The 26,657-nt window shown below is 40.5% G+C and carries 23 protein-coding genes and 2 tRNA genes; 17 read left to right on the forward strand and 8 right to left on the reverse strand.

Annotation, left to right across the window (positions count from 1 at the left end; translation table 11 throughout):
• Positions 1-499 precede the first annotated feature (499 nt).
• From TW85_RS10040 to sthA, 9 genes are all read left to right on the forward strand, one after another.
• A complete protein-coding gene (locus TW85_RS10040) occupies positions 500-1,837 on the forward strand; it encodes a Na(+)-translocating NADH-quinone reductase subunit A (protein ID WP_046016980.1) in 1,338 nt (445 codons plus the stop codon).
• A gap of 3 nt (positions 1,838-1,840) precedes the next feature.
• Positions 1,841-3,046, forward strand: a complete 1,206-nt coding sequence (locus TW85_RS10045) for an NADH:ubiquinone reductase (Na(+)-transporting) subunit B (protein ID WP_046016981.1) — start codon at positions 1,841-1,843, stop codon at positions 3,044-3,046.
• Positions 3,039-3,836: a Na(+)-translocating NADH-quinone reductase subunit C gene (locus TW85_RS10050; protein ID WP_046016982.1), complete on the forward strand. Its 798-nt coding sequence runs from the start codon at positions 3,039-3,041 to the stop codon at positions 3,834-3,836. Before TW85_RS10045 ends, TW85_RS10050 begins: the two co-directional genes overlap by 8 nt.
• Positions 3,837-3,838: 2 nt before the next feature.
• On the forward strand, positions 3,839-4,501 hold the full coding sequence (locus TW85_RS10055) for an NADH:ubiquinone reductase (Na(+)-transporting) subunit D (RefSeq protein ID WP_009833700.1): 663 nt from the start codon (positions 3,839-3,841) through the stop codon (positions 4,499-4,501).
• Positions 4,501-5,109: an NADH:ubiquinone reductase (Na(+)-transporting) subunit E gene (gene nqrE / locus TW85_RS10060; RefSeq protein WP_009833701.1), complete on the forward strand. Its 609-nt coding sequence runs from the start codon at positions 4,501-4,503 to the stop codon at positions 5,107-5,109. Before TW85_RS10055 ends, nqrE begins: the two co-directional genes overlap by 1 nt.
• A 39-nt stretch (positions 5,110-5,148) precedes the next feature.
• On the forward strand, positions 5,149-6,375 hold the full coding sequence (gene nqrF, locus TW85_RS10065) for an NADH:ubiquinone reductase (Na(+)-transporting) subunit F (RefSeq protein WP_046016983.1): 1,227 nt from the start codon (positions 5,149-5,151) through the stop codon (positions 6,373-6,375).
• A 74-nt stretch (positions 6,376-6,449) separates the two neighbouring features.
• The gene (locus TW85_RS10070) at positions 6,450-7,469 is read left to right on the forward strand and encodes an FAD:protein FMN transferase (protein ID WP_046016984.1); all 1,020 of its coding nucleotides are present in this window, start codon (positions 6,450-6,452) and stop codon (positions 7,467-7,469) included.
• A gap of 32 nt (positions 7,470-7,501) precedes the next feature.
• Entirely contained in the window at positions 7,502-7,735 is a 234-nt protein-coding gene (gene nqrM / locus TW85_RS10075) for a (Na+)-NQR maturation NqrM (RefSeq protein ID WP_009833704.1), read from the forward strand.
• Positions 7,736-7,754: 19 nt separating this feature from the next.
• A complete protein-coding gene (sthA, locus tag TW85_RS10080) occupies positions 7,755-9,146 on the forward strand; it encodes a Si-specific NAD(P)(+) transhydrogenase (RefSeq protein WP_046016985.1) in 1,392 nt (463 codons plus the stop codon).
• Positions 9,147-9,236: 90 nt separating this feature from the next.
• Here sthA and TW85_RS10085 read toward each other — a convergent pair whose 3' ends face one another.
• Both TW85_RS10085 and TW85_RS10090 read right to left on the reverse strand, forming a co-directional pair.
• Entirely contained in the window at positions 9,237-9,788 is a 552-nt protein-coding gene (locus tag TW85_RS10085) for a hypoxanthine-guanine phosphoribosyltransferase (protein ID WP_046016986.1), read from the reverse strand.
• Between the two features lie 31 nt (positions 9,789-9,819).
• A complete protein-coding gene (locus TW85_RS10090) occupies positions 9,820-10,656 on the reverse strand; it encodes a YihY family inner membrane protein (protein ID WP_046016987.1) in 837 nt (278 codons plus the stop codon).
• Positions 10,657-10,999: 343 nt separating this feature from the next.
• Here TW85_RS10090 and TW85_RS10095 point away from each other — a divergent pair.
• From TW85_RS10095 to TW85_RS10130, 8 genes are all read left to right on the forward strand, one after another.
• Positions 11,000-11,076 (forward strand) — tRNA-Arg (locus TW85_RS10095).
• 118 nt (positions 11,077-11,194) lie between these two features.
• A complete protein-coding gene (gene tig, locus TW85_RS10100; protein WP_046016988.1) occupies positions 11,195-12,529 on the forward strand; it encodes a trigger factor in 1,335 nt (444 codons plus the stop codon).
• A gap of 74 nt (positions 12,530-12,603) precedes the next feature.
• On the forward strand, positions 12,604-13,236 hold the full coding sequence (gene clpP / locus TW85_RS10105; protein WP_046016989.1) for an ATP-dependent Clp endopeptidase proteolytic subunit ClpP: 633 nt from the start codon (positions 12,604-12,606) through the stop codon (positions 13,234-13,236).
• 13 nt (positions 13,237-13,249) lie between these two features.
• Entirely contained in the window at positions 13,250-14,527 is a 1,278-nt protein-coding gene (gene clpX, locus TW85_RS10110) for an ATP-dependent protease ATP-binding subunit ClpX (protein WP_046016990.1), read from the forward strand.
• A gap of 271 nt (positions 14,528-14,798) precedes the next feature.
• Positions 14,799-17,189 (forward strand): endopeptidase La, encoded by a 2,391-nt coding sequence (lon, locus tag TW85_RS10115; RefSeq protein WP_046016991.1) that lies wholly within the window; start codon positions 14,799-14,801, stop codon positions 17,187-17,189.
• Between the two features lie 99 nt (positions 17,190-17,288).
• Positions 17,289-17,576 carry an HU family DNA-binding protein gene (locus TW85_RS10120; protein WP_269447904.1) on the forward strand — a complete coding sequence of 96 codons (288 nt, stop codon included), beginning with the start codon at positions 17,289-17,291 and terminating at the stop codon, positions 17,574-17,576.
• 10 nt (positions 17,577-17,586) lie between these two features.
• Positions 17,587-17,663: transfer RNA gene (locus TW85_RS10125), tRNA-Asp, on the forward strand.
• A 73-nt stretch (positions 17,664-17,736) separates the two neighbouring features.
• A complete protein-coding gene (locus TW85_RS10130; RefSeq protein ID WP_046016992.1) occupies positions 17,737-19,572 on the forward strand; it encodes a SurA N-terminal domain-containing protein in 1,836 nt (611 codons plus the stop codon).
• Positions 19,573-19,680: 108 nt separating this feature from the next.
• Here the strand turns inward: TW85_RS10130 and TW85_RS10135 are convergent, their stop codons facing one another.
• From TW85_RS10135 to TW85_RS10160, 6 genes are read right to left on the reverse strand one after another with little or no spacing between them, the layout of a single operon-like run.
• The gene (locus TW85_RS10135; protein ID WP_046016993.1) at positions 19,681-20,598 is read right to left on the reverse strand and encodes a Dyp-type peroxidase; all 918 of its coding nucleotides are present in this window, start codon (positions 20,596-20,598) and stop codon (positions 19,681-19,683) included.
• A 45-nt stretch (positions 20,599-20,643) separates the two neighbouring features.
• Complete coding sequence (locus TW85_RS10140; protein ID WP_238326197.1) at positions 20,644-22,431, reverse strand: BatD family protein; 1,788 nt, start codon at positions 22,429-22,431, stop codon at positions 20,644-20,646.
• A 44-nt stretch (positions 22,432-22,475) separates the two neighbouring features.
• The gene (locus TW85_RS10145; protein ID WP_046016995.1) at positions 22,476-24,221 is read right to left on the reverse strand and encodes a VWA domain-containing protein; all 1,746 of its coding nucleotides are present in this window, start codon (positions 24,219-24,221) and stop codon (positions 22,476-22,478) included.
• On the reverse strand, positions 24,221-25,222 hold the full coding sequence (locus TW85_RS10150) for a VWA domain-containing protein (RefSeq protein ID WP_046016996.1): 1,002 nt from the start codon (positions 25,220-25,222) through the stop codon (positions 24,221-24,223). The genes TW85_RS10145 and TW85_RS10150 overlap by 1 nt, the downstream gene beginning before the upstream one ends.
• The gene (locus TW85_RS10155; protein ID WP_046016997.1) at positions 25,215-25,709 is read right to left on the reverse strand and encodes a DUF4381 domain-containing protein; all 495 of its coding nucleotides are present in this window, start codon (positions 25,707-25,709) and stop codon (positions 25,215-25,217) included. Before TW85_RS10155 ends, TW85_RS10150 begins: the two co-directional genes overlap by 8 nt.
• Positions 25,710-25,738: 29 nt before the next feature.
• Positions 25,739-26,656, reverse strand: coding sequence for a DUF58 domain-containing protein (locus TW85_RS10160; protein ID WP_046016998.1), 918 nt, complete (start codon positions 26,654-26,656; stop codon positions 25,739-25,741).
• Position 26,657: the final 1 nt, after the last annotated feature.

Raw genomic sequence — 26,657 nt, forward strand, 5'->3', positions numbered from 1 at the left:
CTCCAGAAAGTTATTTTTGACTGGTGGAAGGGGATAAATGGCTCAATTTAAATAAAACACATAAAGAGTGGGTGGTTTGAATGAAAAATTAAGACAAAAATCTTTAGTTTACGAAAATATATTCTAGAGTTTGATAACGCCATCTAGCTAAGGTTATCTATGAAAATTGTAATTTTGTCAGGTGAATATGACCTATGACAAAAAAATATATGCTGAGTTACGAAAATAGTCATTTTAGTTAGAGATAGGATGAAAGCGCCTATTTTGAGTCGTTTTTCACTATAAGAATGTCTTTAATCGTTAAACAATTGGCCGATCTCGCTAGCTAGCAGTAGTCAATTAGCATAATGATCTTTATAATGCGTCGGTTTTTTGGTGAAGTGAGTTTACGTTAAAAGGCTGGTTTAGTAACAGTCGATGGATTGTGAATGTTTTCCCGGAGGGGGTCACAGATATCACGTAATGCGCTTTTGTGTTCAATTTTTGTTGGGCAGAACATATGTTTAAAATTACTAAGGGCCTAGATCTCCCGATTAGTGGCGCTCCCAATCAAGTGATTGAGAATGCTGCAGCAGCGAGTTCCGTTGCTGTGATCGGTCCTGACTTCCATGGTATGAAACCTACTATGGCAGTTGCGGTCGGAGATAAGGTAAAAAAAGGGCAATTGCTCTTTACAGATAAAAAGACTGAAGGTGTAAAGTATACTTCACCTGCAGCAGGTACCGTTGCGGCGATTAATCGTGGTGATAAGCGTGTGCTTCAATCCGTAGTGATTAATGTTGAAGGCGATGAGAAAGAAGTGTTTGCCTCTTTTTCTGGTTCAGAACTTAAATCTCTTGATCGTCAAGTAGTCGTTGATAACCTTGTTAACTCAGGTCTTTGGACAGCATTTAGAACGCGTCCATTCTCTAAAGTACCTGAAGTTAATGCAGCTCCAAGCTCAATTTTTGTAACTGCAATGGATACCAACCCATTGTCAGCATCTGCAGAAGTTGTATTGGCTGAAAAAGCAGAAGCTTTTGCTGATGGATTGACAGTATTATCTCGTCTTACTCAAGGTAAGGTGTTTGTATGTAAAGCACCTGATACTAAAATCCCTTCTACTACTGATGTTAGTGTTCAAGAGTTTGCTGGTGTTCATCCAGCGGGTCTTGCTGGTACTCATATCCATTTTCTTGATCCAGTAAGTGATAAGAAAACAGTATGGTCAGTTAACTATCAGGATGTTGTTGCAATCGGTAAGTTATTTGTAACAGGCGAACTTGATGCTGAACGTGTTATTTCTTTAGCAGGTCCTCAAGTTTCTAAGCCTCGTTTGCTTCGCACTCAATTAGGTGCAAATCTTGATGCTTTAACTTCTGGAGAATTGCTTGAAGGTGATAATCGTATCATTTCCGGCTCTGTATTATCTGGTCGTAAAGCGTTTGGTCCTTATGCTTTCTTAGGTCGCTACCACAATCAGGTTGTTGTCATTTCTGAAGGCCGTGAACGTCAAATGATGCACTACTTACGTGCCGGCGTTGAAAAACACTCAGTATTGAATGTTTTCTGGTCGAAATTGACTGGCAAAGAGAGCTTTGCAATGAGCAGTACTACTAACGGTAGTGATCGTACAATGTTGCCACTTGGCCACTTTGAGCGTTTGATGCCAATGGATATTTTGCCAACACAGTTGCTAAGATCCATAGTGGTAAAAGATACGGAGCAGGCTCAACTACTAGGTGCTTTAGAGCTAGACGAAGAAGATTTGTCGCTTTGTACTTATAGTTGTTCTGGTAAATTTGAATATGGCCCGATCCTTAGGGATTGCCTGACTTTGATCGAAAAAGAGGGTTAATTCATGGGGCTTAGAAAAGTACTTGATAAAATGGAACCTGAATTTCATTCAGGTGGAAAATACGAAAAATGGTATGCCCTGTATGAAGCAGTGGATACTATCTTCTATCGTCCTGGCTCAGTAACGAAAGGTGGTTCACACGTTCGTGATGCGGTTGATATGAAGCGTATTATGATCTTAGTGTGGATGTGTACCTTCCCTGCTATGTTCTTTGGCATGTACAACATTGGCTTCCAGGCAAACACTGCAATGGACGCTATGGGTGTGACAGGTGGTGATGGTTGGCAGCATGCTATCATTGGCGCTTTGACTGGTTATGATGCCAGCAGCCTTTGGGACAATATGATATATGGTGCGATGCACTTCTTACCAATTTACCTAGTTGCCTTTGCGGTTGGTGGATTCTGGGAAGTTTTGTTTGCAGCTGTTCGTAAGCACGAAGTGAACGAAGGTTTCTTCGTAACATCTATTCTTTTTGCGTTATCACTACCTGCAACTGTGCCTTTATGGCAAGTGGCGTTAGGTATCACGTTTGGTGTTGTGTTAGCGAAAGAAGTATTCGGTGGTACAGGTAAAAACTTCCTGAACCCTGCGCTTGCTGGTCGTGCATTCTTGTTCTTCGCATATCCAGCTTCTATGTCTGGTGATGCTGTTTGGACTGCTGTTGACGGTTTCTCTGGTGCGACTGCATTGAGTGTTGTTGCTGCTGATGGTTTCCAGAATCTAGCTGCACACGGTATTGCATGGTCTGATGCCTTCTTTGGCTTTGTACAAGGCTCTATGGGTGAAACATCGACACTTGCTATTTTGATTGGTGGTAGTGCGCTCTTGATTATGCGCATAGCATCTTGGCAAATTGTCGCGGGTGTCTTAGTCGGTATGATAGCAACATCAAGTTTGCTAAATCTAATCGGTTCTGATTCAACCCCAATGTTTGCTACTCCTTGGTATTGGCACTTAGTAATAGGTGGTTTTGCTTTTGGTATGATGTTTATGGCAACAGATCCTGTGTCTGCGTCTATGACTCAAAAAGGCAAATGGTTCTACGGTGCGCTTATCGGTCTAATGGTTGTACTGATTCGTGTAGTAAACCCTGCCTACCCAGAAGGTATGATGTTGGCGATCTTGTTTGCAAACTTGTTTGCACCATTTATCGACCATTTCATCGTCCAAGCTAACATCAGCAGGAGGAAAGCACGCAATGTCTAGTGGTAACGACAGTACTAAAAAAACAGTTCTGGTTGCGCTATCTTTGTGCCTAGTGTGCTCAGTATTTGTTGCAGCTGCGGCAGTTGGCCTGAAGTCAACTCAGCAAAATAACAAAGACCAGGACCGTAAGAAAAATATTCTTGCAGCGGCAGAGCTACTTGATCCAGCTATGTCTATTGATGCGTCTTTTGAGCAAATCGAAACTCGTATTATTAACTTTGATACTGGTGCATTCGCATCTGAAAGTGAATTAGCAACGGCTGGAATCGATGTTGCAAGTTACGATCAGAAAGCGGCGGCGAAAGATCCTGCATTATCTGTTTCTTTGAATGGAGAACAGGATATTGCGAGCATCAAGCGTCGTGCAAAATTTGCAACTGTTTACTTAGTTAAGCAAGGTGATGCTATTGATAAGGTTATCTTGCCTGTTCATGGTTACGGCCTATGGTCAACTATGTATGGTTTCATGGCGCTTGAGAACGACTTCTCAACAGTTGTTGGTTTTGGTTTTTATGACCAAGCTGAAACTCCTGGGCTAGGTGGTGAAGTTGATAACCCTAACTGGAAGGCGCTTTGGAAAGGTAAAACTGTTTACAATGACCAAGGTGAAGCTGTGTTGAGCTTGGCAAAAGGTTCAGTTGATAAAGCAGATCCTAATGCAAAGTACAAAGTTGATGGTTTATCTGGTGCGACCTTAACAAGTCGTGGTGTAACTAATCTAGTTCACTACTGGTTAGGTAACGAAGGCTTTGGTCCTTTCTTAGCAAACTTGCGTGGTGAAGGAGCTTAATTATGTCTGAAGTTAAAAAGGTCTTATTTACGCCAATTTTTAACAACAACCCAATCGCACTTCAGATTCTGGGTATTTGTTCTGCTTTGGCTGTAACAAGTAGTTTAAGTGTCAGCTTTGTAATGGCGATTGCTTTAACTATGGTAACAGCGTTTTCCAACCTGTTTATCTCGATTATTCGAAGCAATATTCCAAGCAGCATTCGTATCATTGTACAAATGATTATTATTGCATCTTTGGTTATTGTGGTTGATCAGGTATTGAAAGCTTTTGCTTATGAAATTTCTAAGCAGCTTTCTGTATTTGTTGGTTTGATTATCACAAACTGTATCGTAATGGGTCGTGCTGAAGCTTACGCTATGAAAAATGGCCCAGTTATGAGCTTTATCGATGGTATCGGTAATGGTCTTGGCTACAGTATCATGCTTATCATTGTTGCTTTCTTTCGTGAGCTACTTGGTGCAGGTAAGCTATTTGGTGTAGAAATCTTTACCACAGTACAGAATGGCGGTTGGTATCAGCCAAACGGCTTGATGTTACTACCACCTAGTGCTTTCTTTGTGATTGGTTTGGTTATTTGGGCGCTACGCGCTTGGAAGTCTGATCAAGTTGAAGAGGCTGATTTCAAAATTGTTGCCAATTCTAAAGCGCAGGAGGCTCTATAATGGAACATTATATTAGCTTATTTATTAAGGCTGTTTTTGTTGAGAATATGGCACTAGCCTTCTTCTTGGGTATGTGTACTTTCTTGGCTCTGTCCAAAAAAGTTGAAACTGCCATCGGCCTTGGTATCGCAGTAGTTGTTGTATTGGCAATCACTGTTCCTCTTAATAACCTTATCTATACTAACTTGTTAGCAGATGGGGCACTTGAGTGGGCTGGTCTTCCTGGTGTTGATCTAAGTTTCCTTGGTCTATTGAGTTATATCGGGGTTATCGCTGCAGCGGTACAGATTCTCGAGATGTTGCTCGATAAATACATGCCTGCGTTATATAACGCCTTGGGTGTATTCCTACCTTTGATTACAGTGAACTGTGCCATCATGGGTGCATCATTGTTCATGGTAGAGCGTGACTACAACTTTGGTGAAAGTGTTGTCTATGGCGTAGGTGCTGGTGTTGGTTGGGCTCTTGCAATTGCAGCGTTAGCTGGGATTCGTGAGAAGCTTAAATACTCTGACGTACCTGTTGGTCTTCGTGGTTTAGGTATTACTTTTATCACTGTAGGGCTAATGAGTTTGGGCTTCATGTCATTCTCGGGTGTTCAGCTTTAATCGGCTGGCCAAGAATAACCAAGAATAAGGTTTAAATAGATGCTGAACTTAGAAATCATTCTAGGTGTGGTGATGTTCACAGCAATCGTTTTAGCGTTAGTAGCTATCATTTTGGTAGCTCGCGCACGATTAGTGAGTTCTGGTGACATCACGATACGACTAAATGGCGAAAAAGAAATTAAAGTAGCGGCAGGTGGTAAGTTGCTGCAAACACTAGCTGAGAGTGGCGTATTCTTGTCATCAGCTTGTGGTGGCGGTGGTACTTGTGCCCAGTGTAAATGTAAGGTTCTTGATGGTGGCGGCTCAATGCTAGCGACTGAAGCATCTCACTTTACTCGTCGTGAAGAAAAAGAGGGTCTTCGCTTATCTTGTCAGGTTGCTGTTAAGCAGGACATGGAAGTAGAAGTACCTGAAGAAGTCTTTGGTGTTAAGGCTTGGGATTGTACTGTTGAGTCTAACCCTAACCTAGCAACCTTCATCAAAGAGTTGACGTTGAAGCTTCCTGAAGGTGAGAACGTTGACTTCCGTGCCGGTGGTTATGTGCAATTAGAAGCACCTGCTCATACTGTGCACTATAAAGACTTTGATATTGAAGAAGAATATCGTGGTGATTGGGATAAGTTTAACTTGTGGAAGTTTACTTCTACAGTAACTGAGCCAGTAATCCGTGCTTACTCTATGGCTAACTACCCAGAAGAGAAAGGTTTGGTTAAGTTTAATATTCGTATTGCTTCACCGCCTCCTGGTAAAGATGAATTGCCACCAGGGCAAATGTCTTCTTACGTATTTAGCCTTAAGCCAGGTGATACAATTAAAGTATACGGTCCTTTTGGTGAGTTCTTCGCTAAAGATACTGATGCTGAAATGGTATTTATCGGTGGTGGTGCGGGTATGGCGCCAATGCGCTCTCATATCTTCGACCAGCTTAAACGCCTAAAATCAACACGTAAAATGTCATTCTGGTACGGTGCTCGTAGTTTGCGTGAAGCATTCTATGGTGACGAGTACGATATGCTTCAAGACGAAAATGAGAACTTTAAGTGGCATCTTGCCCTTTCTGATCCTCAACCAGAAGATAACTGGGAAGGTTATCAAGGCTTTATTCATAATGTACTTTATGAAAACTACTTGAAAGATCACCCAGCACCTGAAGATTGTGAGTTTTACATGTGTGGGCCGCCAATGATGAACTCGGCGGTAGTGCAGATGTTGCTTGACTTAGGTGTCGAGAATGAAAATATCTTGCTAGATGACTTTGGTGGTTAATCTACCTAGTTGATAAAGACCCACCTATTGGTGGGTCTTTATTTTTGTTGTACTCGAATATCAAAATAAAATTTATGCCTAAAAAAATTATCTTAATTGCTGGTGCTGTCTTAGTTTTAGCTTTCTTGATCAGACTGTTTTCCTTTACGCCTGAATTGGTCAGTTTTTCTGGTCCTACTATGGGAACCACTTATACGGTAAAATTCTATACCAATGAGAATATGGACTCCGCATGGCAATACAAAGATGATGTAGATGCAGTTTTAGTTCGTATTAATGAACTCATGTCTACTTATGACTCACAATCAGAGCTTTCACGATTAAATCAAACAGCTGTAAATACAGAAGTGAAAGTTTCAACTGATTTGGCTTATGTTATCGATCAGGCGCTTATGATTAGTAAAATGTCTAAGGGTGAATATGATGTCACTGTAGGGCCTTTAGTTAATTTGTGGGGGTTTGGCCCAGGTAAGAAAACAGATACAGTTCCTAGCGCAAGAGATATTGTTCTAGCTAAACAGCAAGTGGACTTTGCAGCAATTAACTTGTCTGATCAGACATTAGTAAAAGAAAAAGATATTTATATTGATTTATCATCAATTGCTAAAGGGTATGGTGTTGATGCAGTTGCACAAAAACTTGAACAGCTTGGAATTGAATCCTACTTAGTTGAAGTTGGCGGTGAAATTGTTGCTAAGGGGGCTAAGCCTGATGGCGAACCTTGGCGTGTGGCAGTAGAGAGTCCTAATGGTGGCCATAGTGTTGCGCAAAAAGTCGTTGAGCTGGCTGATGTTGCAATAGCAACTTCTGGTGACTATCGTAATTATTTTGAAAGAAATGGTGTGCGTTATTCGCATACTATTAACCCTAAAACAGGTAAACCAATAACTCATAGGTTGGTATCTGTTACAGTAATAGAAAAAAATGCCACATTAGCAGATGGTTTTGCAACAGCGATAACTGTATTAGGGCCTGAGAAAGGCTTGGCGTTTGCAGAAGATAACGGGCTTGCTGTTTATATGTTGGTAAAAGAAGATTTAGGTTTTATAGAACAGTATTCAAAGGCGTTTGAACCTTATTTAGGCGTCCAATAAGTTTATTAATTTAAGAAATGTGAGGTGATTCTATGCTTACTATCGTGTTGGCATTTGTCGTTATGTTGCTACTTGTTACTGCAATGGCAGTTGGTGTACTGATGGGGCGTAAGCCTATTTCAGGTTCATGCGGAGGCATGAGCGCATTGGGTATGGAAGTTGCCTGTGATATTTGCGGTGGCGACAAAGGAAAGTGTGACGAAGAAAATAAGAGTGTAGCTGCAACTGTTCAGTCTGATGATCAGTTTTACGATGCGTCTAAGTAAATAAAGATAAGGGGATACTATGACAACTAGGCATTATGATGTCGTGGTTTTAGGTACTGGTCCTGCGGGGGAAGCTGCTGCGATGAACGCAGCAAAGGCAGGTAAGCGAGTTGCCGTTGTTGAAGCAAGCGATCAAGTGGGAGGTAGTTGTACTCATTTAGGTACAATTCCTTCAAAAGCACTTAGGCATGCGGTTAAAGAGATTATTGTATTTAATACTAACCCCATGTTCCGTGATATTGGTGAGCCTCGTTGGTTCTCATTTCCAAAAGTACTTAAGCGAGCTAACAATGTAATCGGTAAGCAAGTAAAAAGCCGTACAGAATATTATGCCCGAAATAGAATCGATATTTACTTTGGTCGTGGTAAGTTTAAGGGACCAAATACGATTGAAGTTGCAACTGAGCAAGGACCTGAGCTTCTAGGTGCAGAAAAGATAGTTATTGCAACTGGCTCAAGGCCTTATCGTCCTGCTGATATTGATTTTGACCACCCAAGAATTTATTGCTCAGATACAATTTTGAGCCTAAGTCATACTCCACGAACCATTATTATTTATGGTGCTGGGGTAATCGGTTGTGAATATGCTTCTATCTTTTGTGGTTTGGGTGTAAGAGTAGAGTTAATTAACCCTGGTCCTAAACTTCTTAGCTTCCTTGATGATGAAATTACAGATGCGCTAAGTTATCACCTGCGTGATAACGGTGTATTGATTCGTCATAATGAGTCTTACGAAAGAATTGAAAGTACTGAGCGCGGTGTGGTTATGCACCTAAATTCAGGCAAGAAAATGCGTGCTGATGCCTTCTTGTTCTGTAATGGTCGCTCAGGTAATACCGATGGAATGGGTCTTGAAGATGTTGGTATTGAAGCTAACAGTCGTGGACAGTTAGCAGTAAAAGATAGTTATCAGACTTCTGTTGAGCATATTTATGCTGCAGGTGATGTAATTGGTTGGCCAAGTCTCGCTAGTGCTGCTTATGATCAGGGGCGCTCAGTTGCTGCTAATATGTATGGTTTAGAAGGCGGTCACTTTATTAGTGAGGTTCCGACGGGGATTTATACGATTCCTGAGATTAGTTCTATTGGTAAAAATGAAGCCGAGTTGACGGCTGAAAAAGTACCTTATGAAGTAGGTAGGGCTTTCTTTAAGCATACTGCGCGAGCACAAATTACCAACGAAGGTGTTGGTATGTTGAAGATTTTATTCCATCGTGAAACGCTTGAACTATTGGGTATTCACTGCTTTGGTGACCAAGCATCTGAAATCGTGCATATCGGCCAAGCTATTATGAAGCAAAAAGGGGAGGCTAACTCTCTTAAATACTTCTTGAATACGACATTTAACTACCCAACTATGGCAGAAGCATATCGTGTTGCTGCACTGAATGGGTTTAACCGAGTTTTTTAAGAAGCTTAGTTAAATTTAGTTAAGTAATAAAAAAAAAGCGCCTATTGGCGCTTTTTTTATTGCTGCCTTTAGCTGGCAATATAATATCTCTTAGCTGCCTTTTACCGCATAAATACCTGGAAGGTTACGGAAGAAGCCTTTGTAGTCCATGCCATAGCCAAATAAGAATCTATCGTCTACATCAATGCCGACATAGTCAGGTCTCATTTCAACTTTTCTATCATGTAATTTGTTAATGATAGTCGCGCTATATACTTTTGCTGCTCCATGGTTTTTAAACCAATCGATGATTGATTTTAAGGTGTGGCCTTGATCAAAAATATCATCAATGACTAAGATTTCCCTTTCTTCTAGTTCTGACTGAGGATAACAAAGCCATTTGAGGGCATCGCCTTGTGTCTCCATACCGTAACGAGTGGCATGAATGAAATCTATTTCTAATGGAAAATGTAGTCTTTGTAAAAGTGCTGAGCCTGGTACTAAGGCACCATTCATGACGCAAACAACAAGTGGCAGTTTGTCGTTTAAGTCCTTGGTTATGTTTGCAGCCATTTTATCCAAAATGCCATTCAGTTGATCTTCTGAAACAAGGCAATCTGCTTCATCTAAAACTTTATTTAATTGTTCGATTTTTGTCTTCATTTAAAACTGACTCTGTTGGTTTAAGCAAAGTTTACAGTATGCGAGAGTCTTTGCTAAGGCTTTGTTGGTGTAGCGCCGCATTTAAACTTGCTGAAACTAGGATTATGGTCCAGCTAACTTGCAACCAAATAATGAGTGTTGGTAAGGCTGCAAATGCGCCGTAAATAATTTGGTAGTTAGCAAAGAGTTGAGCGAAAGAGCTAAAGATATAGTTATTTAAGGAGAGAAAGCCTGTTCCTATTAAGGTAGCGATTAAAGTTGGTTTAATTTGAGTATTAATGTTTGGTGTTAGGTAGTTGAAAGTGAAGAGTAATAAAAAATATAAAATGTAAGAACTCAAGCTTGCCAAATGGGTAAGGAAGTCAGCAATCTGAACACCTTGCCACTTTAATGTGAGTAGGGCGGCATAAATGCTGAGTCCTAATCCTAATAGAATTGGACCTAATGTAAGCATGGCCCAATAGGTCAAGAGCCTCTCTTTGAGGTTTCTGTTTGATTTGATTTGCCATATGGATTGAATTGCTTGTTCACAGCTATTCAATAAAAAAAGCGCAGTAAGAATAAGAATAATTAACCCTAGAATAGGAAGGTTTTTTGCCTGTTCTGAAAAGCTAATTAGATAAGGTAGTAAAATATCGCTACTTCCTGGAGCTAAATGAGACTGTAAAAAAATTATGATGTTAACTTGCATCGTTTTAAGTGTTGATGTGAAGCCTAGAATACCTAGGATTATGGTGATAATAGGAACTGCAGCTAATAAACTTGCTAGCGTTAGTTGGTATACCCTTAGTGAGGCATTGGCTTGTCGATAGAGTTGCAAGCTTAGTTTTAGTTGAAGAAAAACTGTGCTCTGTAAAAAGTGCAGCATAAATTTAAATCGTCCTAGTGATTAACTTTTAAACAGTCTTTCTTTGATCTTATATAAAACAGAAAAATAAACTGCATATTTATGATTTTATTTGCTTTTTTATTTGTATTTAAGGTGGCAAACGTTGCGCCAAGTATAAGCTTCTTGTATTATCCTTCGCATTCTTTTTAGCGGTATTTTTACGGTTGTTTTTAATTCAAAAACACGTTTTGAACAAAAAACAACCATGCCTAGCGGACTTATCCGTGTTTTTGGCTTAAAATGTCTAGCTTTTTATAGAGACCCTGTTGACGCAGGCGTTAGCTTCCCTATAATAGCCCACCACGAAAAAGCAATGAGTAATGCGCCTGTAGCTCAGTTGGATAGAGCATCCGCCTTCTAAGCGGAGGGCCAGGGGTTCGAATCCCTTCAGGCGCGCCATTCATCTCATTGTTAATAATCAACTTAATTTTTTAAGCTTTGCTGTCAAAAGTTGCTTGTATATCGATATCTTTAATTGATATTCGACAAGGATAGCAAGGTTCCCAAGGGGAGTTATATGCAAGTTTCCGTAGAGACAACATCGACAATTGAACGCGTACTTACTATTAGTGTTCCTGCTGCTCGTATCGAAGAAAAAGTAAGCGCAGAAGTTGCTAAAACTGCGAAAACTGTTCGTATCGATGGCTTCCGTAAAGGTAAAGTGCCAGTAAGCGTTGTTAAAAAACGTTACGGTCAAGGTATTCGTCTAGAAGCTGTTGAGCAAATTATGCGTGATGCATATGTTGAAGCAGTTCAAAAAGAAGAATTACAACCAGCAGGTATGCCTTCAATCGAGCCTAAGAAGATGGAAGAAGGTGTTGACCTTGAATTCGTTGCGAAAGTAGAAGTTTATCCTACAATCGAATTAAATGATCTAACAAAAGTATCTGCAGAGCGCGTTCTTTCAGAAGTGACTGATGCTGATCTAGATACTATGCTAGAAACATTGCGTAAGCAGAATTCTGAATGGAACCCTGTTGAGCGTGAAGCTGCTGACGGTGACCAAGTTGTAATTGACTTTGTTGGTTACCTAGGTGATGAGGCATTTGAAGGCGGTGCTGCTGAAGGCCATAAACTAGTTCTAGGTTCTGGTACTATGATTCCAGGATTTGAAGATGGCATTCTAGGTGCTAAAGCGGGTGAAGAGAAAACAATCTCTGTTACCTTCCCAGAAGATTATCAAGCTGAAAACTTAAAAGGTCAGGAAGCTAGCTTCAAAATTACTGTGACTGAAGTTGCAGAGCAAGTTCTTCCTGAGCTAGACGATGCTTTTGTTGAGAAATTTGGCTTAGCTGAAGGCACTCTTGACGCGCTACGTGCTGAAGTACGTAAGAATATGGAACGCGAACTGAACCAAGCGATCAAAGGTAAGCTAAAAACTGGCTTATTTGATTCATTGGTTGAACTAAACCCAATTGAAGTGCCTCAAACTGTTGTTGATCAAGAGATCGATGTATTGCGTAAGCAAGCTGCTCAACAGTTCGGTGGTGAAGGCTTTGATGCTTCTCAACTTCCAGGTGAGTTATTCCAAGAAGAAGCTAGCAAACGCGCTAAACTTGGTCTACTAATTTCAGAAGTTGTTAAAGTTAACGACATTAAAGTTGAAGACGACCGTGTTCGTGCTTTCTTGGAAGATATGGCGCAAGCTTACCAAGAGCCACAGCAAGTTATCGATTTCTACTTGAAGAACAAAGAGCAACTGTCTCAAGTTCAATCTGCTGTACTTGAAGAGCAAGTTGTTGATAAACTGCTAGAATCTGCTCAAGTTACTGAAATTACTTTGGGTTATGAAGACGCTATTAAGCCAAACGCTCCTGCTACTGCTGAAGTAGAGGAAGGCGAAGAAGCATAAGATAACTCTTATCTTTCTAATTAAGGCCGACATAGCTCATGCTATGTCGGCTTTTTTGTTTTAAGGAATGGAATATGAATTTGACGAACCCAACTACTGGTCCTGTTGCAATTACAAGTTCAGGCCTCGTGCCTATGGTGATAGAGCAAACTGCTCGTGGTGAGCGCTCTTTTGATATTTATTCGCGCTTACTGAAAGAACGCGTTATATTTCTGGTTGGTCAAGTAGAAGACCACATGGCTAATTTAGTTGTGGCTCAGCTATTATTTTTAGAGTCTGAGAACCCAGATAAGGACATTCATTTATACATAAACTCTCCTGGTGGCTCTGTGACAGCAGGAATGTCTATTTACGATACAATGCAGTTTATTAAGCCAGATGTCAGTACTATGTGTATTGGTCAGGCTGCAAGTATGGGGGCCTTGTTGTTAACAGCAGGAGCTGCTGGTAAGCGTTATTGCTTACCTAATTCACGCGTTATGATTCACCAGCCTTTAGGTGGTTATCAGGGGCAAGCTTCTGATATAGAGATTCATACTCGTGAAATCCTAAGTATTAAACATAGGTTGAATGAAATTATTTCATTCCATACAGGTAAACCTATTGAAGAAGTTGCTGAAGATACAGATCGTGATAACTTTATGGATCCGGCTGCAGCAAAAGAATATGGTTTGATTGACGATATATTGTTAAAACGCGAAGTTTAATTGGTGAATTTTAATGTCAGACGATAAGTTCAGTCGAGGAGAGCATTCCGATCGACTTTTGTATTGTTCTTTCTGTGGTAAAAGCCAGGATGAAGTTAAAAAGTTAATCGCTGGTCCTTCAGTGTATATTTGCAATGAGTGTGTTGATTTATGTAATAACATCATCACGCAAGAGCTACTGCAAGGTGAAGAGACGAGTGAAGAAAGTGATGAGTTGCCAGCACCGGCTAAACTTAAGTTTGCCCTTGATGAATATGTAATTGGTCAAGAGAAGGCTAAGCGTGTTTTAGCGGTAGCGGTTTATAATCACTATAAGCGCTTAAAGCATCAAGGTAAGACTGATGGAGTGGAGTTAGGTAAGAGTAATATTTTGCTTATAGGTCCAACTGGTAGTGGTAAAACGCTATTGGCACAAACTTTAGCTCGCGTATTGGATGTTCCATTCACTATTGCTGATGCAACCACTCTGACTGAAGCGGGTTATGTGGGTGAAGATGTTGAAAACATCATTCAGAAGCTATTGCAAAAATGCGATTACGATGTTGAGAAAGCCCAGCGTGGTATTGTTTACATTGATGAGATAGATAAAATTTCACGTAAATCAGATAACCCTTCAATAACGCGTGATGTGTCAGGTGAAGGTGTGCAGCAAGCATTACTTAAGCTGATTGAAGGTACGGTTGCATCTGTACCTCCTCAAGGTGGACGTAAACATCCTCAGCAGGAGTTCTTGCAAGTAGATACCTCAAATATCTTGTTTATTTGTGGTGGTGCTTTTGCCGGTCTTGATCGTGTTATTAGTGATAGAACAGAAAAAGGTAGTATTGGTTTCTCGGCCGTTGTGAAGAGTAAAGAAGAAGATAAAGTTTTCTCTGAAACTGTTCATAATGTTGAAACTGAAGATTTAGTTAAGTTTGGTTTGATTCCTGAGTTTGTTGGTCGTTTGCCTGTGGTGGCTACTCTAGCTGAACTGGATGAAGTTGCACTTATCACTATTCTGAGTGAGCCAAAAAATGCTTTAACTAAGCAGTATCAACACTTGTTTGAATTAGAGGGTGTTGAGCTTGAGTTTACAACAGAATCTTTGCAAGCAGCCGCTGAGTTAGCGCTTGAGCGTAAAACGGGTGCACGTGGATTGAGAAGTATCCTAGAGTCTGCTTTATTAGATTGTATGTATGACTTGCCGTCACGTGGTGACGTAGCAAAAGTAGTTATGGATGCAAACTCTATGAAAGGAGAAGCTGCGCCGCTTATGGTATTAGAGAAAGGAGACGAAGCGGTTAATAACTAATGAGCTAATTTAGCTTTTATTATACTGTTTTTGTTCGAGTTTTAAGAAAAGGTCATACTTTATTGTATGGCCTTTTTTTTGTTTATGGAGTGAGGTTATGCACTTTACAATAAGCGCTATGTCAGTCAATCTAGTATTCTTTACTATATTAAATTAATGCATTTTACATTTGTCATCCTTAAGAGCTTGTTTTTTTACATCCTGCCCTTATGTCTTCTGGATAACTTGATATAAGCGCCTTTATATTTATGCGCACTAATTGGAACCTATTATGTCTGAAATGTTAACTTTACCAATGTTGCCTTTACGTGATGTGGTTGTTTATCCACACATGGTATTGCCTTTGTTTGTCGGGCGGGCTAAATCTATCGCAGCTTTAGAGAAAGCAATGGAAAATGACAAGCATGTCTTTCTTGTTGCTCAGCAAGATGCTTCTAAAGATAACCCTGAGAAAGAAGATTTGTATGAGATAGGCACCACAGCGAAGGTGATGCAGCTTTTACGTCTTCCTGATGGCACAGTAAAAGTATTAGTGGAAGGTGGTGTAAGAGCAAAGCTATCCAGCCTTGAAGATGAAGGTGAGTTGGTTAATGCGAAAGTCATTCCAATGGAGGAAGCTGTTGAGGAGGCTGGCACTGATTATGGTCCTATGCGTGCGGCTTTATTAAAGCAGCTTGATGAGTATGTCTCTGGTAGCAAGAAGATACCAAGTGAAGTTGTTACCTCTGTTAAAGCAATTGAAGAGCTGGGCTCTTTGATTGACAGTATTGCAGGCCATATGAGCCTTAAGCTTGAAGATAAACAGCAATTACTTGAGGCTGCCTCTTTAATCGAACGTGGTGAATACCTAATCGCTTTAATGGATGGTGAACTTGATATTGCCCATCTTGAAAAGAGTATTCGTAGCCGCGTGAAAAAACAGATGGAAAAAAGTCAGCGTGAGTACTATTTGAATGAGCAGATGAAGGCGATTCAAAAAGAACTTGGTGACATGGATGAAGGTAGTAATGAGCTAGATATACTGCAAGATAAAATTCAAGAATCAGGCATGAGTAAAGAGGCTGTGGAAAAGGCCGATGCAGAGCTTAAAAAGCTACGAATGATGTCGCCTATGTCAGCTGAAGCAACTGTTGTTCGTGGTTATATTGATTGGCTTCTATCTTTACCTTGGAAACAGAGAAGTAAGGTAAGAAATGATCTTGCTTATGCTGAGAAAGTTTTGAATCAAGACCATTATGGCCTTGAGGACGTGAAAGAGCGTATTTTAGAGTTCTTGGCAGTTCAACAAAGGGTTAAAAAGGTAAAAGGGCCTGTGCTTTGTCTAGTGGGGCCTCCAGGTGTTGGTAAGACATCATTAGGGCAGTCAATTGCTAAGGCAGTTAACCGTAAGTATGTGCGTATGTCACTTGGTGGTGTGCGTGATGAAGCTGAAATTCGTGGTCATAGACGTACTTATATTGGCTCTATGCCGGGTAAACTTTTGCAGAAGTTAGCTAAAGTAAAAGTGAAAAACCCTCTGTTCCTGTTAGATGAAATTGACAAAATGGGTATGGATCAACGTGGTGACCCTGCATCAGCTTTACTAGAAGTGTTAGATCCTGAGCAAAATCACACCTTTAATGATCACTACTTAGAAGTTGATTATGACTTGTCAGATGTGATGTTTATTTGTACATCTAACAGTATGAATATTCCTGGTCCATTGTTGGATCGTATGGAAGTTATTCGTATTCCTGGTTATACCGAGGATGAGAAATTAAACATAGCATTAAGATATTTACTGCCTAAACAAATTAAATTGGCAGGCTTAAAAAATCATGAAATTGAGGTCTCAGATGAGGCTTTAATGGACCTAATTCGTTACTACACCAAGGAAGCTGGTGTGCGAGGATTAGAGCGAGAATTAAGCAAAGTTTGTCGCCGTGTTGTGAAACAACAGGCTTTAAACAAAAATAAAAATGCAATTTCTGTGACTAAAGACAACCTAGAAGACTTTTCTGGTGTGAAGCGCTTTAGCTACGGAAAAGCAGAGGATAAGAACCAAATTGGCCAAGTAACAGGCTTAGCTTGGACCTCAGTTGGTGGTGAATTGCTTACAATTGAGGCTGCTGGAATGGCGGGTAAAGGACGCCATGTTAAGACGGGTTCTTTGGGTGATGTGATGCAAGAATCTATTCAAGCTGCATTAACTGTTGTTCGTAGTCGAGCATTAGGTTTAGGGATTGCAGAGGACTTTCATGAGAAAGTCGATTTGCATGTGCATGTGCCTGAAGGAGCGACTCCTAAAGATGGCCCAAGTGCAGGTATAGCAATGTGTACAGCGATTGTGTCAGTGCTTGCTAAAGTCCCTGTGAAGGCCTCTGTAGCCATGACTGGTGAGATTACACTTCGTGGTGAGGTCTTACCAATAGGAGGGCTTAAAGAGAAGCTCTTAGCTGCGCATAGAGGCGGTATTAAGACCGTTATTATTCCTCACGAAAATACTCGTGATTTAAAAGAGATTCCGGATAATATTAAGTCTGATATCGAAATAGTGCCAGTTAAGTGGATCGATGAGGTGCTGGATGTGGCTTTAGAGTATATTCCTTCACCAAAAACAGCAGAAAGTCCTTCAAAGGCTGAAAAAACTGTTGATGAACAAGAAGCTGTGAGTCATCATTAGGTCAAACTCTGTATTGACATGGAGTGGGTTGGGCTTGTATAAATGCTCAACCTTACAGCATTAGTATGCTGATAATAATACTAAGGAACCACGAGAATACTGAAGGGGTACAACGTGAATAAATCTGAACTTATTGATGCAATTGCAGCATCTGCTGATCTTTCAAAAGCGGCTGCAGGTAATGCTCTAGACGCAACACTTGAAGCAATCACTGGCGCACTAGCTAAAGGCGACCAAGTAACACTAGTTGGCTTTGGTACATTTGCAGTTAAAGATCGTGCTGCTCGTACTGGTCGTAATCCACAAACTGGCGAAGAAATTGCTATTAAAGCGGCTAAAGTTCCTGGTTTTAAAGCGGGTAAAGGCCTTAAAGACTCAGTTAACTAAGTGAGTTTTAGGAGCAGTAGTTCAGTTGGTTAGAATACCTGCCTGTCACGCAGGGGGTCGCGAGTTCGAGTCTCGTCTGTTCCGCCATTAAACGAAAGGGTGTGCTCCTTACCAGGAGTACACCCTTTTTTATATAGTCATAACTTAACACGGAGGCAACATGCTCCAAGATATAAGAGATAAGTCACAAGGTATTGTCGTAAAGATAATCATAGGTTTTATCGTAGTGACTTTCGCTCTGTTTGGGGTGGATGCGCTTGTAACAGGTTTTACTACATCAGATACGGTAGCTGAAGTAGATGGCGTAGAGATAACAAGAACTGAATTGTTACAATCTGCAGAAATACAAAGACGTCAATTGATTTCAATGATGGGTGGTCAAATTGACCCTGCATTATTGGAAGATACACTATTACAACGTCGTGCATTGGAAGAGCTTATTCAAAGAGCTGTTTTGACAAATAACGCTAATGAAATGAATTTAGCTGTGTCAGATGCGCAAGTTGATCAATACCTTGTTCAGGCTGAGCAGTTCCAAACTGATGGTCAGTTTGATCAGAATAAGTATCTTAACTTTATTCAAACCTTAGGTTACACGCCTTTGGCATTTAAACAAAGAATTAAACAGGACATCTTGCTTCAGCAAGGTCGTATCGCTTTATCCAGCTCTGATTTTGTGTTGGCGAATCAGGTAGATCAGGTTTTAAAGCTGCAAAATCAGCAACGTAGCTATGACTATGTTCGTTTCTCTTTAGCAAACGAAGTTGAAGCTACTCAAGTAACAGATGCTGAAATTAAGAAATACTTCGATGAAAATACAGAATCTTTTCAGAACCCGGAGCAGGTTAAGTTAGATTACGTCATTATTTCATCTGTTGATTTTCAAGACAAAGTGAGTGTATCCGCAACCGAGTTGGAGCAAGCTTACCAAGCGGCTACATCTGGGGCTCCTCAGGAAGAGCGTTTAGCGTCTCATATTTTGATTGAAACTAATGCTGATCGTGATGATGATCAAGCACGAGCTTTAGCGGAAGAGATTAAAGCTAAGATTGACTCTGGTACTAAATTTGAAGTCTTGGCAAAAGAATATTCAGATGATTTAGGTTCTAAAAATAACGGTGGTGATCTTGGTTATGTAAGCCCTGGTATGATGGTTCCTGAGTTTGAGAATGTGCTATTTAGCATGGTTGTAGATCAAGTTTCTGCCGTTGTTGAAACTGAGTTCGGCTTCCATTTGATTGAACTTAGAGAGATCAGTAATGTTGATACACCAACATTGGCTGAGCTAGAGCCAGAACTTAAGCAAGAGATTGTTGACCGTAAAGCTCAAGATGCTTTGCTTGGTGCGCAGGAAGATATTACAGATCTTGCGTATGCTAGCGACGATCTAAATACATTGGCTTCAGAGTATAATGTTAACATCATGCATTCTGACTGGTTTGGCAGACAGGGTGGTGCTGAGTTAATTTCATCTAATGCCCAAGCAATCGCGGCTGCTTTTAGTCCTGAATTACTTGAGGATGAGCTGAACAGTGGTTTGATTGAGCTTAATGAAGAGCAGGTCGCTATCGTTCGTATTAATGAGCATAAAGCACAATCTGATATGAACCTTGATGAAGCTAAGCAGGATGTACAGTCAATTCTTCTTAGAGAAAAAGCTACAGCAAGTCTAAGACTTAAAGCTGATACTCTTATGTCAGCGCAAGATAAGTCTAGCTGGACACATGTAGAACTTGCGAGTCGTGGTCGTGATGATATCAGTGAAATTGTTTTCAGAATGGCGCGCCCACAAGGCGAAGAAGCGACAACTAAGGTTGAAGCTTTAAATGACGGCGATCTGGTATTGATCAGCTTATTGCAAGTTCAGGATGGTGATGCGGGTGAAGATGAAGCTCAACGTGATTATATTGAGCGTTATCTGAATCAAAGTGGTGTGTCTCAGACAATTGCTGCTCACCAAGCAGCGTTAGAAAGTGCTGCTGTAGTTGAAAGGTAGTTAGTTAAAAGAAAGTATGCTTTTAACGATTTAATCATTTCCTAAAAAGTGATTAAGAGATATAAAAAACCCATCGTATGATGGGTTTTTTATATCTAGTACTTAGGCTTAAGTTTGTTCGAACCAGCTAATGCTTGGGGCAAAGAAGGCTTGTCCTGTTACTGCTTTGGTATATTGCATGAGTTTGTCTGTGTGACCGGATCCATCCCCTAGCATCATGTTTTCTAGCATCTTGCTAAAGTTAATAGGGCTACGGCAATAACTGGCAAATAATAAGCCTGCTTCAGAAAGGCTTGCATAAGGCATGCTGTGACGAAGTATCTCTAGGCCTTGCCCATCCTTGCTTTTAGCTGAAGCGCGTTTTACATGAGCTGTAAGAGGCTTATCTTCGCTTTTATACTCAATGTTATCCTGTTTAGTTCTGCCTATTATGTCTTCTTGCTCTTTTACTGCTAGGTTTTGCCAGTTTTCAAGATTGTGAACGAAGCGTTGTAAATGGATATAAGAGCCGTTTGCATATTCTGCATCCTCTTCTTTTTTGACCAAGGCAACATTTGCTCTTTGGCTGCCTTCAGGGTTCTCTGTCCCATCAACAAAGCCAGTTAGATCTCGACTGTCTAAATATCTAAAGCACGAAACTTCTTCAACCAGCTCAACATAGCCGGATAGAAGTGTCATGATTTCTTTGGTTAGCAAATAAGTTAGATCGCGTCGATTTGATCTAATGTGTAAAAGTAGATCGACAGGTGTTACTGGCGTTTCTGGAGTCGATTGAATGTCTGGAAAGGAGGTTAATTCTTTAGGCTGAGAATTAGGGGAGATGTCTTGCCAAAATTCACTACCAATGGCAATAACACCATGAGGGTTGCTAGCAGCATGGGTTTGTTGAAATTTAAAGATTAATGACTGCGCCCTATTAAGCTGAGATTTAATGTTGTTTTTTTTATGCGGCAAGACATTAAGGGTAATAAACAGGGCATCAGTGTTTGCTGCTGCTGTAATGCCTGATTGATAAATGTTTGACAAAATAAACTCCTAGGCAGCACGAAAGCATTTGTGCTGCTGATTAGGTTAAAAGTTTGGATATAAAGTTTTTAGTTTACTCGATTGGCTTGGTTTAGCCTCACCGCTATAAAACTCTTCTAAAGCATCTGCAAGGTCACTACCATCCCAGTCTGTTGCAGCTGTGTTGGAATACATAATTAATTCCGCTTCCATGATAAGTTGGCTTAGGCTGCTTGATTCACTTAAACGCTTAATATCATCAAGGCCATTTATTCTATCTTCACCCCATCTGTGTCTTGCCCACTCAAGGCATTTGCCTCTTAATGATTTTAGATCATGATTTTGACAAGCATTGATTAGCTCTTGATATGCTGTTTTTTCATCATGCGTATTAAGAGGGGCGAAAACTTGTAATGTTGGAACTTCTTCTAGTTTGTCGCTATTAATCGTTTTGCGCTTTTTCAGCATGAGAAAAGTTGCACTTATCAAGGTTGTTCCAGCGATGAATAATAGAATTGCTATTATGATGCTTTTTACACTCCAAGATGAGCCAGTTTCTTGGGTTGTTAATTGAACCTCACCTTCTAAAATATCGGCTTCATCAGATTTAGTTTTTTCTTCTGGCTTAGCTAAAGATATAGGGGCAACTGATCCTGTTTGAGGTGCAAGTAGTTTCTGGGCTTTGCCTTTGCCTGTGGGGTCTACAAGGGATATTCCAGTAACTTCTACACTAGGCGGAACAGCGTAAGTGCGTTCAAGTTGTCGTGTTTTTGTATTCCAGTAAACAATTTCTATTTCTGGCAATATTAGTTTTCCAGGTATGGTTGGTACAACTTCTATGCGTATAGATTGTTCTCCTGTGATACCTGTGTCAGATTTATGGCTACTCAATTTAGCTGGCTGAGGGTAAAGCTTATAATCTCGGGTGCTAGCATAAGCAAAAGCTGGCATTTGTTCAGGTAAGGCGCCTTTCGCAAATGCTTCAATTTCCCAAATAAGTGTATCGCCGACTTTTACATCTGCCGTTGGAGATAAAGAGTTTGATAAGCTAACTTGGGTTGCAGGTAACCAATCATCACTTGGATAACTGGCAGGAATAGGTAAAACATCAAGCTTTATCGCGTTACTCTGGGCTTTTATTAGGCGCCTCCCCAAATTGGTGTTAATCATTGCGGAGATTTTTTGTGGAGGAATTTCTAACTGACCACTTTGCTGAGGGAAAGCTAAATAATCACGAGTAATGACCTGATATTGAGTACCGTTGACTTCTTCATAATGAATTTGGTCGTCAGCTAGCCTCTCGATCAAAAGATTTGGGTGGTTTGGAGTTGAAATATTGGCATTTTGCAGAGCAAATGCGGAATACAGTTTCAAACTAATAATAAGCTCTTGCTGTAAATAAGGTTGCTCTTGTGACACCTCTAAATCAATGATGACAGGTGGGTTGCCGTTTTCATCCAGAAGTTGTTGGGCTGTTTTTACCTTCAGTTTGATTGGCTCAGAAGCTAGGTTACCGACTTGAATTGCAGGGATAACAAAATCTCCCGTCGATTTTGGCATAAGCGAAATTACCCAAAAGCTGAGAGATTGACTCGTACCTAGATTAAAACGGAATTGGCTATTCTGACTCTGGCTTAATACTTCAAAGTCCCGTTTTAATACGCTTAAATCTGGCCCTTGGCCTGTTTCAGGGAAGTCGGTTCTAATGGTTAATTGGACTACGTCGTTTTCATAAATTGTTTGTTTATCTAAGGTCGCGGTGACGCTTGCTGCATATAGGTTGCTGCTAACAAGTAAAAATATGAAAGACAGTGTTAGATTTAATCCCCTTAAAAGGGCGGTTTTTGGCAGCATAATACTCTTGCTATAAAAAGTCTGTGAAATCAAAAATGTATTTACTACCATATTGGGAGTCCATCCTGTTGTCTATAGCGATTTTCTGCTCGTTTTTCCTGATGTAAATACCATAACTTTCTTTTTAGTAACCCACCTGGGTCATCTTGAATTTGCCTCATCCACTGGTTTAAAGCGACTTGCTCTTCTGGAGTGAGCGGGTCGTCTTCTTGTTTAGGTGGTGTTTGCTCTTGCTGCTCTTGGGTTGTTGCGTCTTTATTATCTTGATCAGGCGAGTTTTCAGGCTGTTGTTCTTCCTCTTGCTTATTTTGCTCATCCTTTTCTTTACTTGGGTCCGATTGAGAATTGGATTGAGAGTCTTGATCTTGATCCTGACTTTCTTGCTCTTCATCTTTAGATTGTTGATTGTTTTCGTTTTGCTGTTTCTCTTGGTTTTGTTTTAATTTTTCTAAATAGTCTAAATTTTGTTGGGCTTCTGTGAATTCTGGTTTAATTTTGAGCGCGTTTTTATAGGAGGCAATGGCATCATCTAAGTTACCTGCAAGCGCTAGGCTATTTCCTTTATTATATTCAAGACTCGCTGAATTTTGTTGCTCGTTTAAGAGGTTTAGCTGTTCAGCTGCGGCATCATAATTACCTAGTGCGTATTGGCTGGCAGCTTGCCATTTTGGGTTCTCAAATAATGCCTGTGCAGATTCCCAGTCTCCTTGATCAACCAATTTTTGTGCCTTTTGATCTTGGGTGTAAAACCAGTCAAGACCAATTGCATCTGCTTTAGGAGAGAAAGGTAAAATAGCAACAAATAGTGCTAGCATGACACCAGCTCTAAATTGATAGAGTAGCCAGATAAGAAAAGGTAGAGCAAACCAATGCCCTTTATCGACCCAATCAACAGATTGGCTTTTAGCTTCTACTGCCTTATCTTGATTGCTAATCGGAGTTGATAAAATAGCTTCAATATCACTTGGTAATAGGTCACTAGAATAATAATTTGCCCCTAACTCTCTGGCTAACTGGTTGAGTTCTTTGACAGGAAGTTTCGCGATTACTTGGCCTGCTGAAGTGCGTAAAGTATTACCGTCTGGTAGTAGTATGTTGGCGCCTTCATTGCTACCAACACCAATTATGTTTAATTTTACGTTGTAACCTGAAAGTTGCTGTTTAATGTTTGCAAAGTCGCTTTCATTAACGTCATCTGTAAAAAGAATGATGTTTGTATATTGTGTCGGGTCGCTGATAAGAGCAAGTGAGGTGCTAAAAGCTTGTTGAATGTCGCTGCCATAGAGAGGCATGATAAGTGGATCAAGGGCCAATAAGAAGTGTTTTAGAGTCGACTTATCTTGGCTAAAAGGACTAATTACAAAAGCATCGCCAGCATAAGCGGTTAGTGCAATGTTGCCTTCTTTTATGCTAACTAATAGGTCTTGTACTTTTTGTTTTACCCGAGTTAAGCGGTTGGGCTTAATGTCAGTCGCATACATGGACAGGGACTGGTCAAGTATGAGGATGGTCTGCATTGGGGTAATGTATTTCTTTTCTACCTTCTTCTCCCAGCTGATTCCGGCTATGCCAACTATCAACAGGCTAACTAGCACAATGCCAACCCAACTAGGTAGGCGTTTTCCTGATTTATCACTCACTAGATGTCGAAGTAACTTGGCATCGATAAAGCTGGATAGCTGATTCTGCTCAACCCTGTTTTCTTTCTTCACTATGTAGAGGAAAATAACAAAAGCAATCAGAATCAAGTAATTGGGATTTGAAAAATAAATTAGATCAAAAAATGTCATTAGAAACTACCTCTTCTAATTGCATTCCAGCGAGTATAAAGCGCTAAAAAGAGAAAGAATAAGCTTCCTAGGGCAATCATATTGAAGAGCGTGGTCTTTGGTCTTTGCCATTGATCTTCACCTGGTGTGGGCTCTAACTCATCCAAAGTGGCGTAAATCGACTCAAGTTCTTGGGTGCTTTTTGCTCGAAAGTATTGACCTTCAGTCATATCGGCTATTTTTTGAAGTAACTCCTCGTCAAGGTCGGTAGAGGGATTAATCACTCTTGGCCCAAAAAAACCTTGGCTTATCATCTGTTCTGCACCAATACCAATAGTGTGAATTTTAACGCCTTGCTTAGCTGCAAACTGTGCTGCCTGATCAGGCTTTACTCGGCCTGCTGTATTAGCGCCATCTGTCATTAAAATCATGACGCGTTTATCGGCATCAATGTTTGCCAGGCGTTTGATTCCTAGGCCAATCGCATCACCTATAGCGGTATTTTCTCCTGCAAAGCCGATTTGAGTTTCATTTACAAGTTGTGCAATTGTGTCTAAATCATAACTTAATGGCGCTTGAAGGTATGCCTTGCTGCCAAAAACAATGATGCCAATGCGATCGCCTTTACGTTCTTTTATAAACCTATCTAATACTTGTTTGGCGGCTTGTAATCTATCAACTGCTTGCTGATTTATCTTCATGTCGGCTGTTTGCATACTGCCAGATAAATCTAAAGCAATAAGTAGATCTCGACCCGAAGGGGTGACAACCTTAGGTTCGCCAAGCCAAACAGGTCTGGCAATCGCGATAACAAGTAGCAACCAAGAAATCCATAAAAAAAGTTTAATCAAATGCTTTGAAAAGCTTTGACGCTTAAGTTTTATGCTTATTTCAGTTTGGTTGAACTGGGTAATATTTGGCCACCAAAGGGCTTTTTGATCAGGCTCAGCAGGGCGACCAAATTTTAAAAAAAAGGGGGCTATTGCAACAATTAAAAACCAAGGCCATATAAATTCAAGCATACTTCCTGTGCCTCCGACACCAGTGTTTGGTAAGTCGAAGTATTTCTTCCTTCTGTTCTTCTTTTAATAATAAATTTGGCTGGTAAGCACCTGTTACGAATACTGAGCCAAGTTGTTTAAACTGATATTTTGGTGAAAGGCCAAGATCTAATTGATCAAAAAGGTCTTGGCTTGGAAGAGAAGCTAGGTCATTACGTCCAAGGGTGAGTAAGCAACGTCGGATAATCTGATGGCATTGAGTGAGAAATGCAACGTCATCAAGCTCTTCTAAAGTATCTATCAGCTTAATGGCATCCCTACGGTATAAGTTGCGTTTGTAACTTATGAATTTAATCGTCATTAGGCTAATAAGTAGAATAACTAAAGCGCCAACAACTAACCAAGTCCACCAAACAGGAGGCCACATAGCAATATTGTCTGGCAGTATATAAGCCGTATTGGGAAGTTCGATTTTAGGCCCTGAGGCTGGAATGTTTGTAGCATTCATAACTTAGATTCTTCTCGTATCCCTATTGATTAGCTTAAAGCGCCAAAAGCCATCAAATGTCTAGCAATTTGAACAGGTGACTCATGCAGGGCAAAATAATGAAAAGGGATGCCTATTCTGCTTAATTGATTGTTCATCTTCTGTTTAGCAATCAATCTATTTTCTTTGTAAGACTGCATACTGGTTTTAGTAATTTGTATAGTTTGAATACCTTGCATATCTTGAAGTCTATATTGACCTTCAGGAAGTTGATCAAGGTGTTCATCTTCAATACTTATCCAGTGAATAAGGTTGTATTTAGAAAGTCTTTGAAGCTCTTCAAGGTCTTGTTCTCTAAGTAAGCCTTTATCACTGCAAATAATAATCTGCTGATGTCTTATGTTGCGAGTTAAAAGGGATTGCCATGGACTTGTTGCTTTGCTTTGGGCAAGTCTATGGGATATTTGAGTGGCGTCAGACAGAGAGGTTAACAAGGCATTAAAGTGGCTTGCTTGGTTTTTAGGAGGCAAAAATATGTCTTTATTAGCAAAGCTTAGATAAGCGCCTACCTTGTCATTTTGAATCTTGGTTCGCCAGCCCACTAAACAGAGTAATTGGACCATACGAGTAGAAACGAACGTATGCTGTGTTCCGAAATAGGCTTGACTAGATAAGTCTAAAGCGAGAATGCGGCTATGCTCCCTTTCTTCGGCATAGACACGCGTATGGGTTTGCCCGGTTTTAGCACTGACACGCCAATCAATATGGCGCATATCATCACTTGCTTGATATTCTCTCACTTCAAGCATTTCCATACCGTGGCCCTTCATCCTTGTAAGATGAGAGCCAAGCATAGGGCGGCGATGAGGTTGCAAAGGTGCTTTGCCTAACTTTTTTGCAAAAACGGCAAGATCAGACAGGCTTTGAACATCCAATTCGGGCGAGTCTGGTGATATTAGTGCATCCATA

The organism is Marinomonas sp. S3726 (assembly GCF_000967665.1).
GTDB lineage: Bacteria > Pseudomonadota > Gammaproteobacteria > Pseudomonadales > Marinomonadaceae > Marinomonas.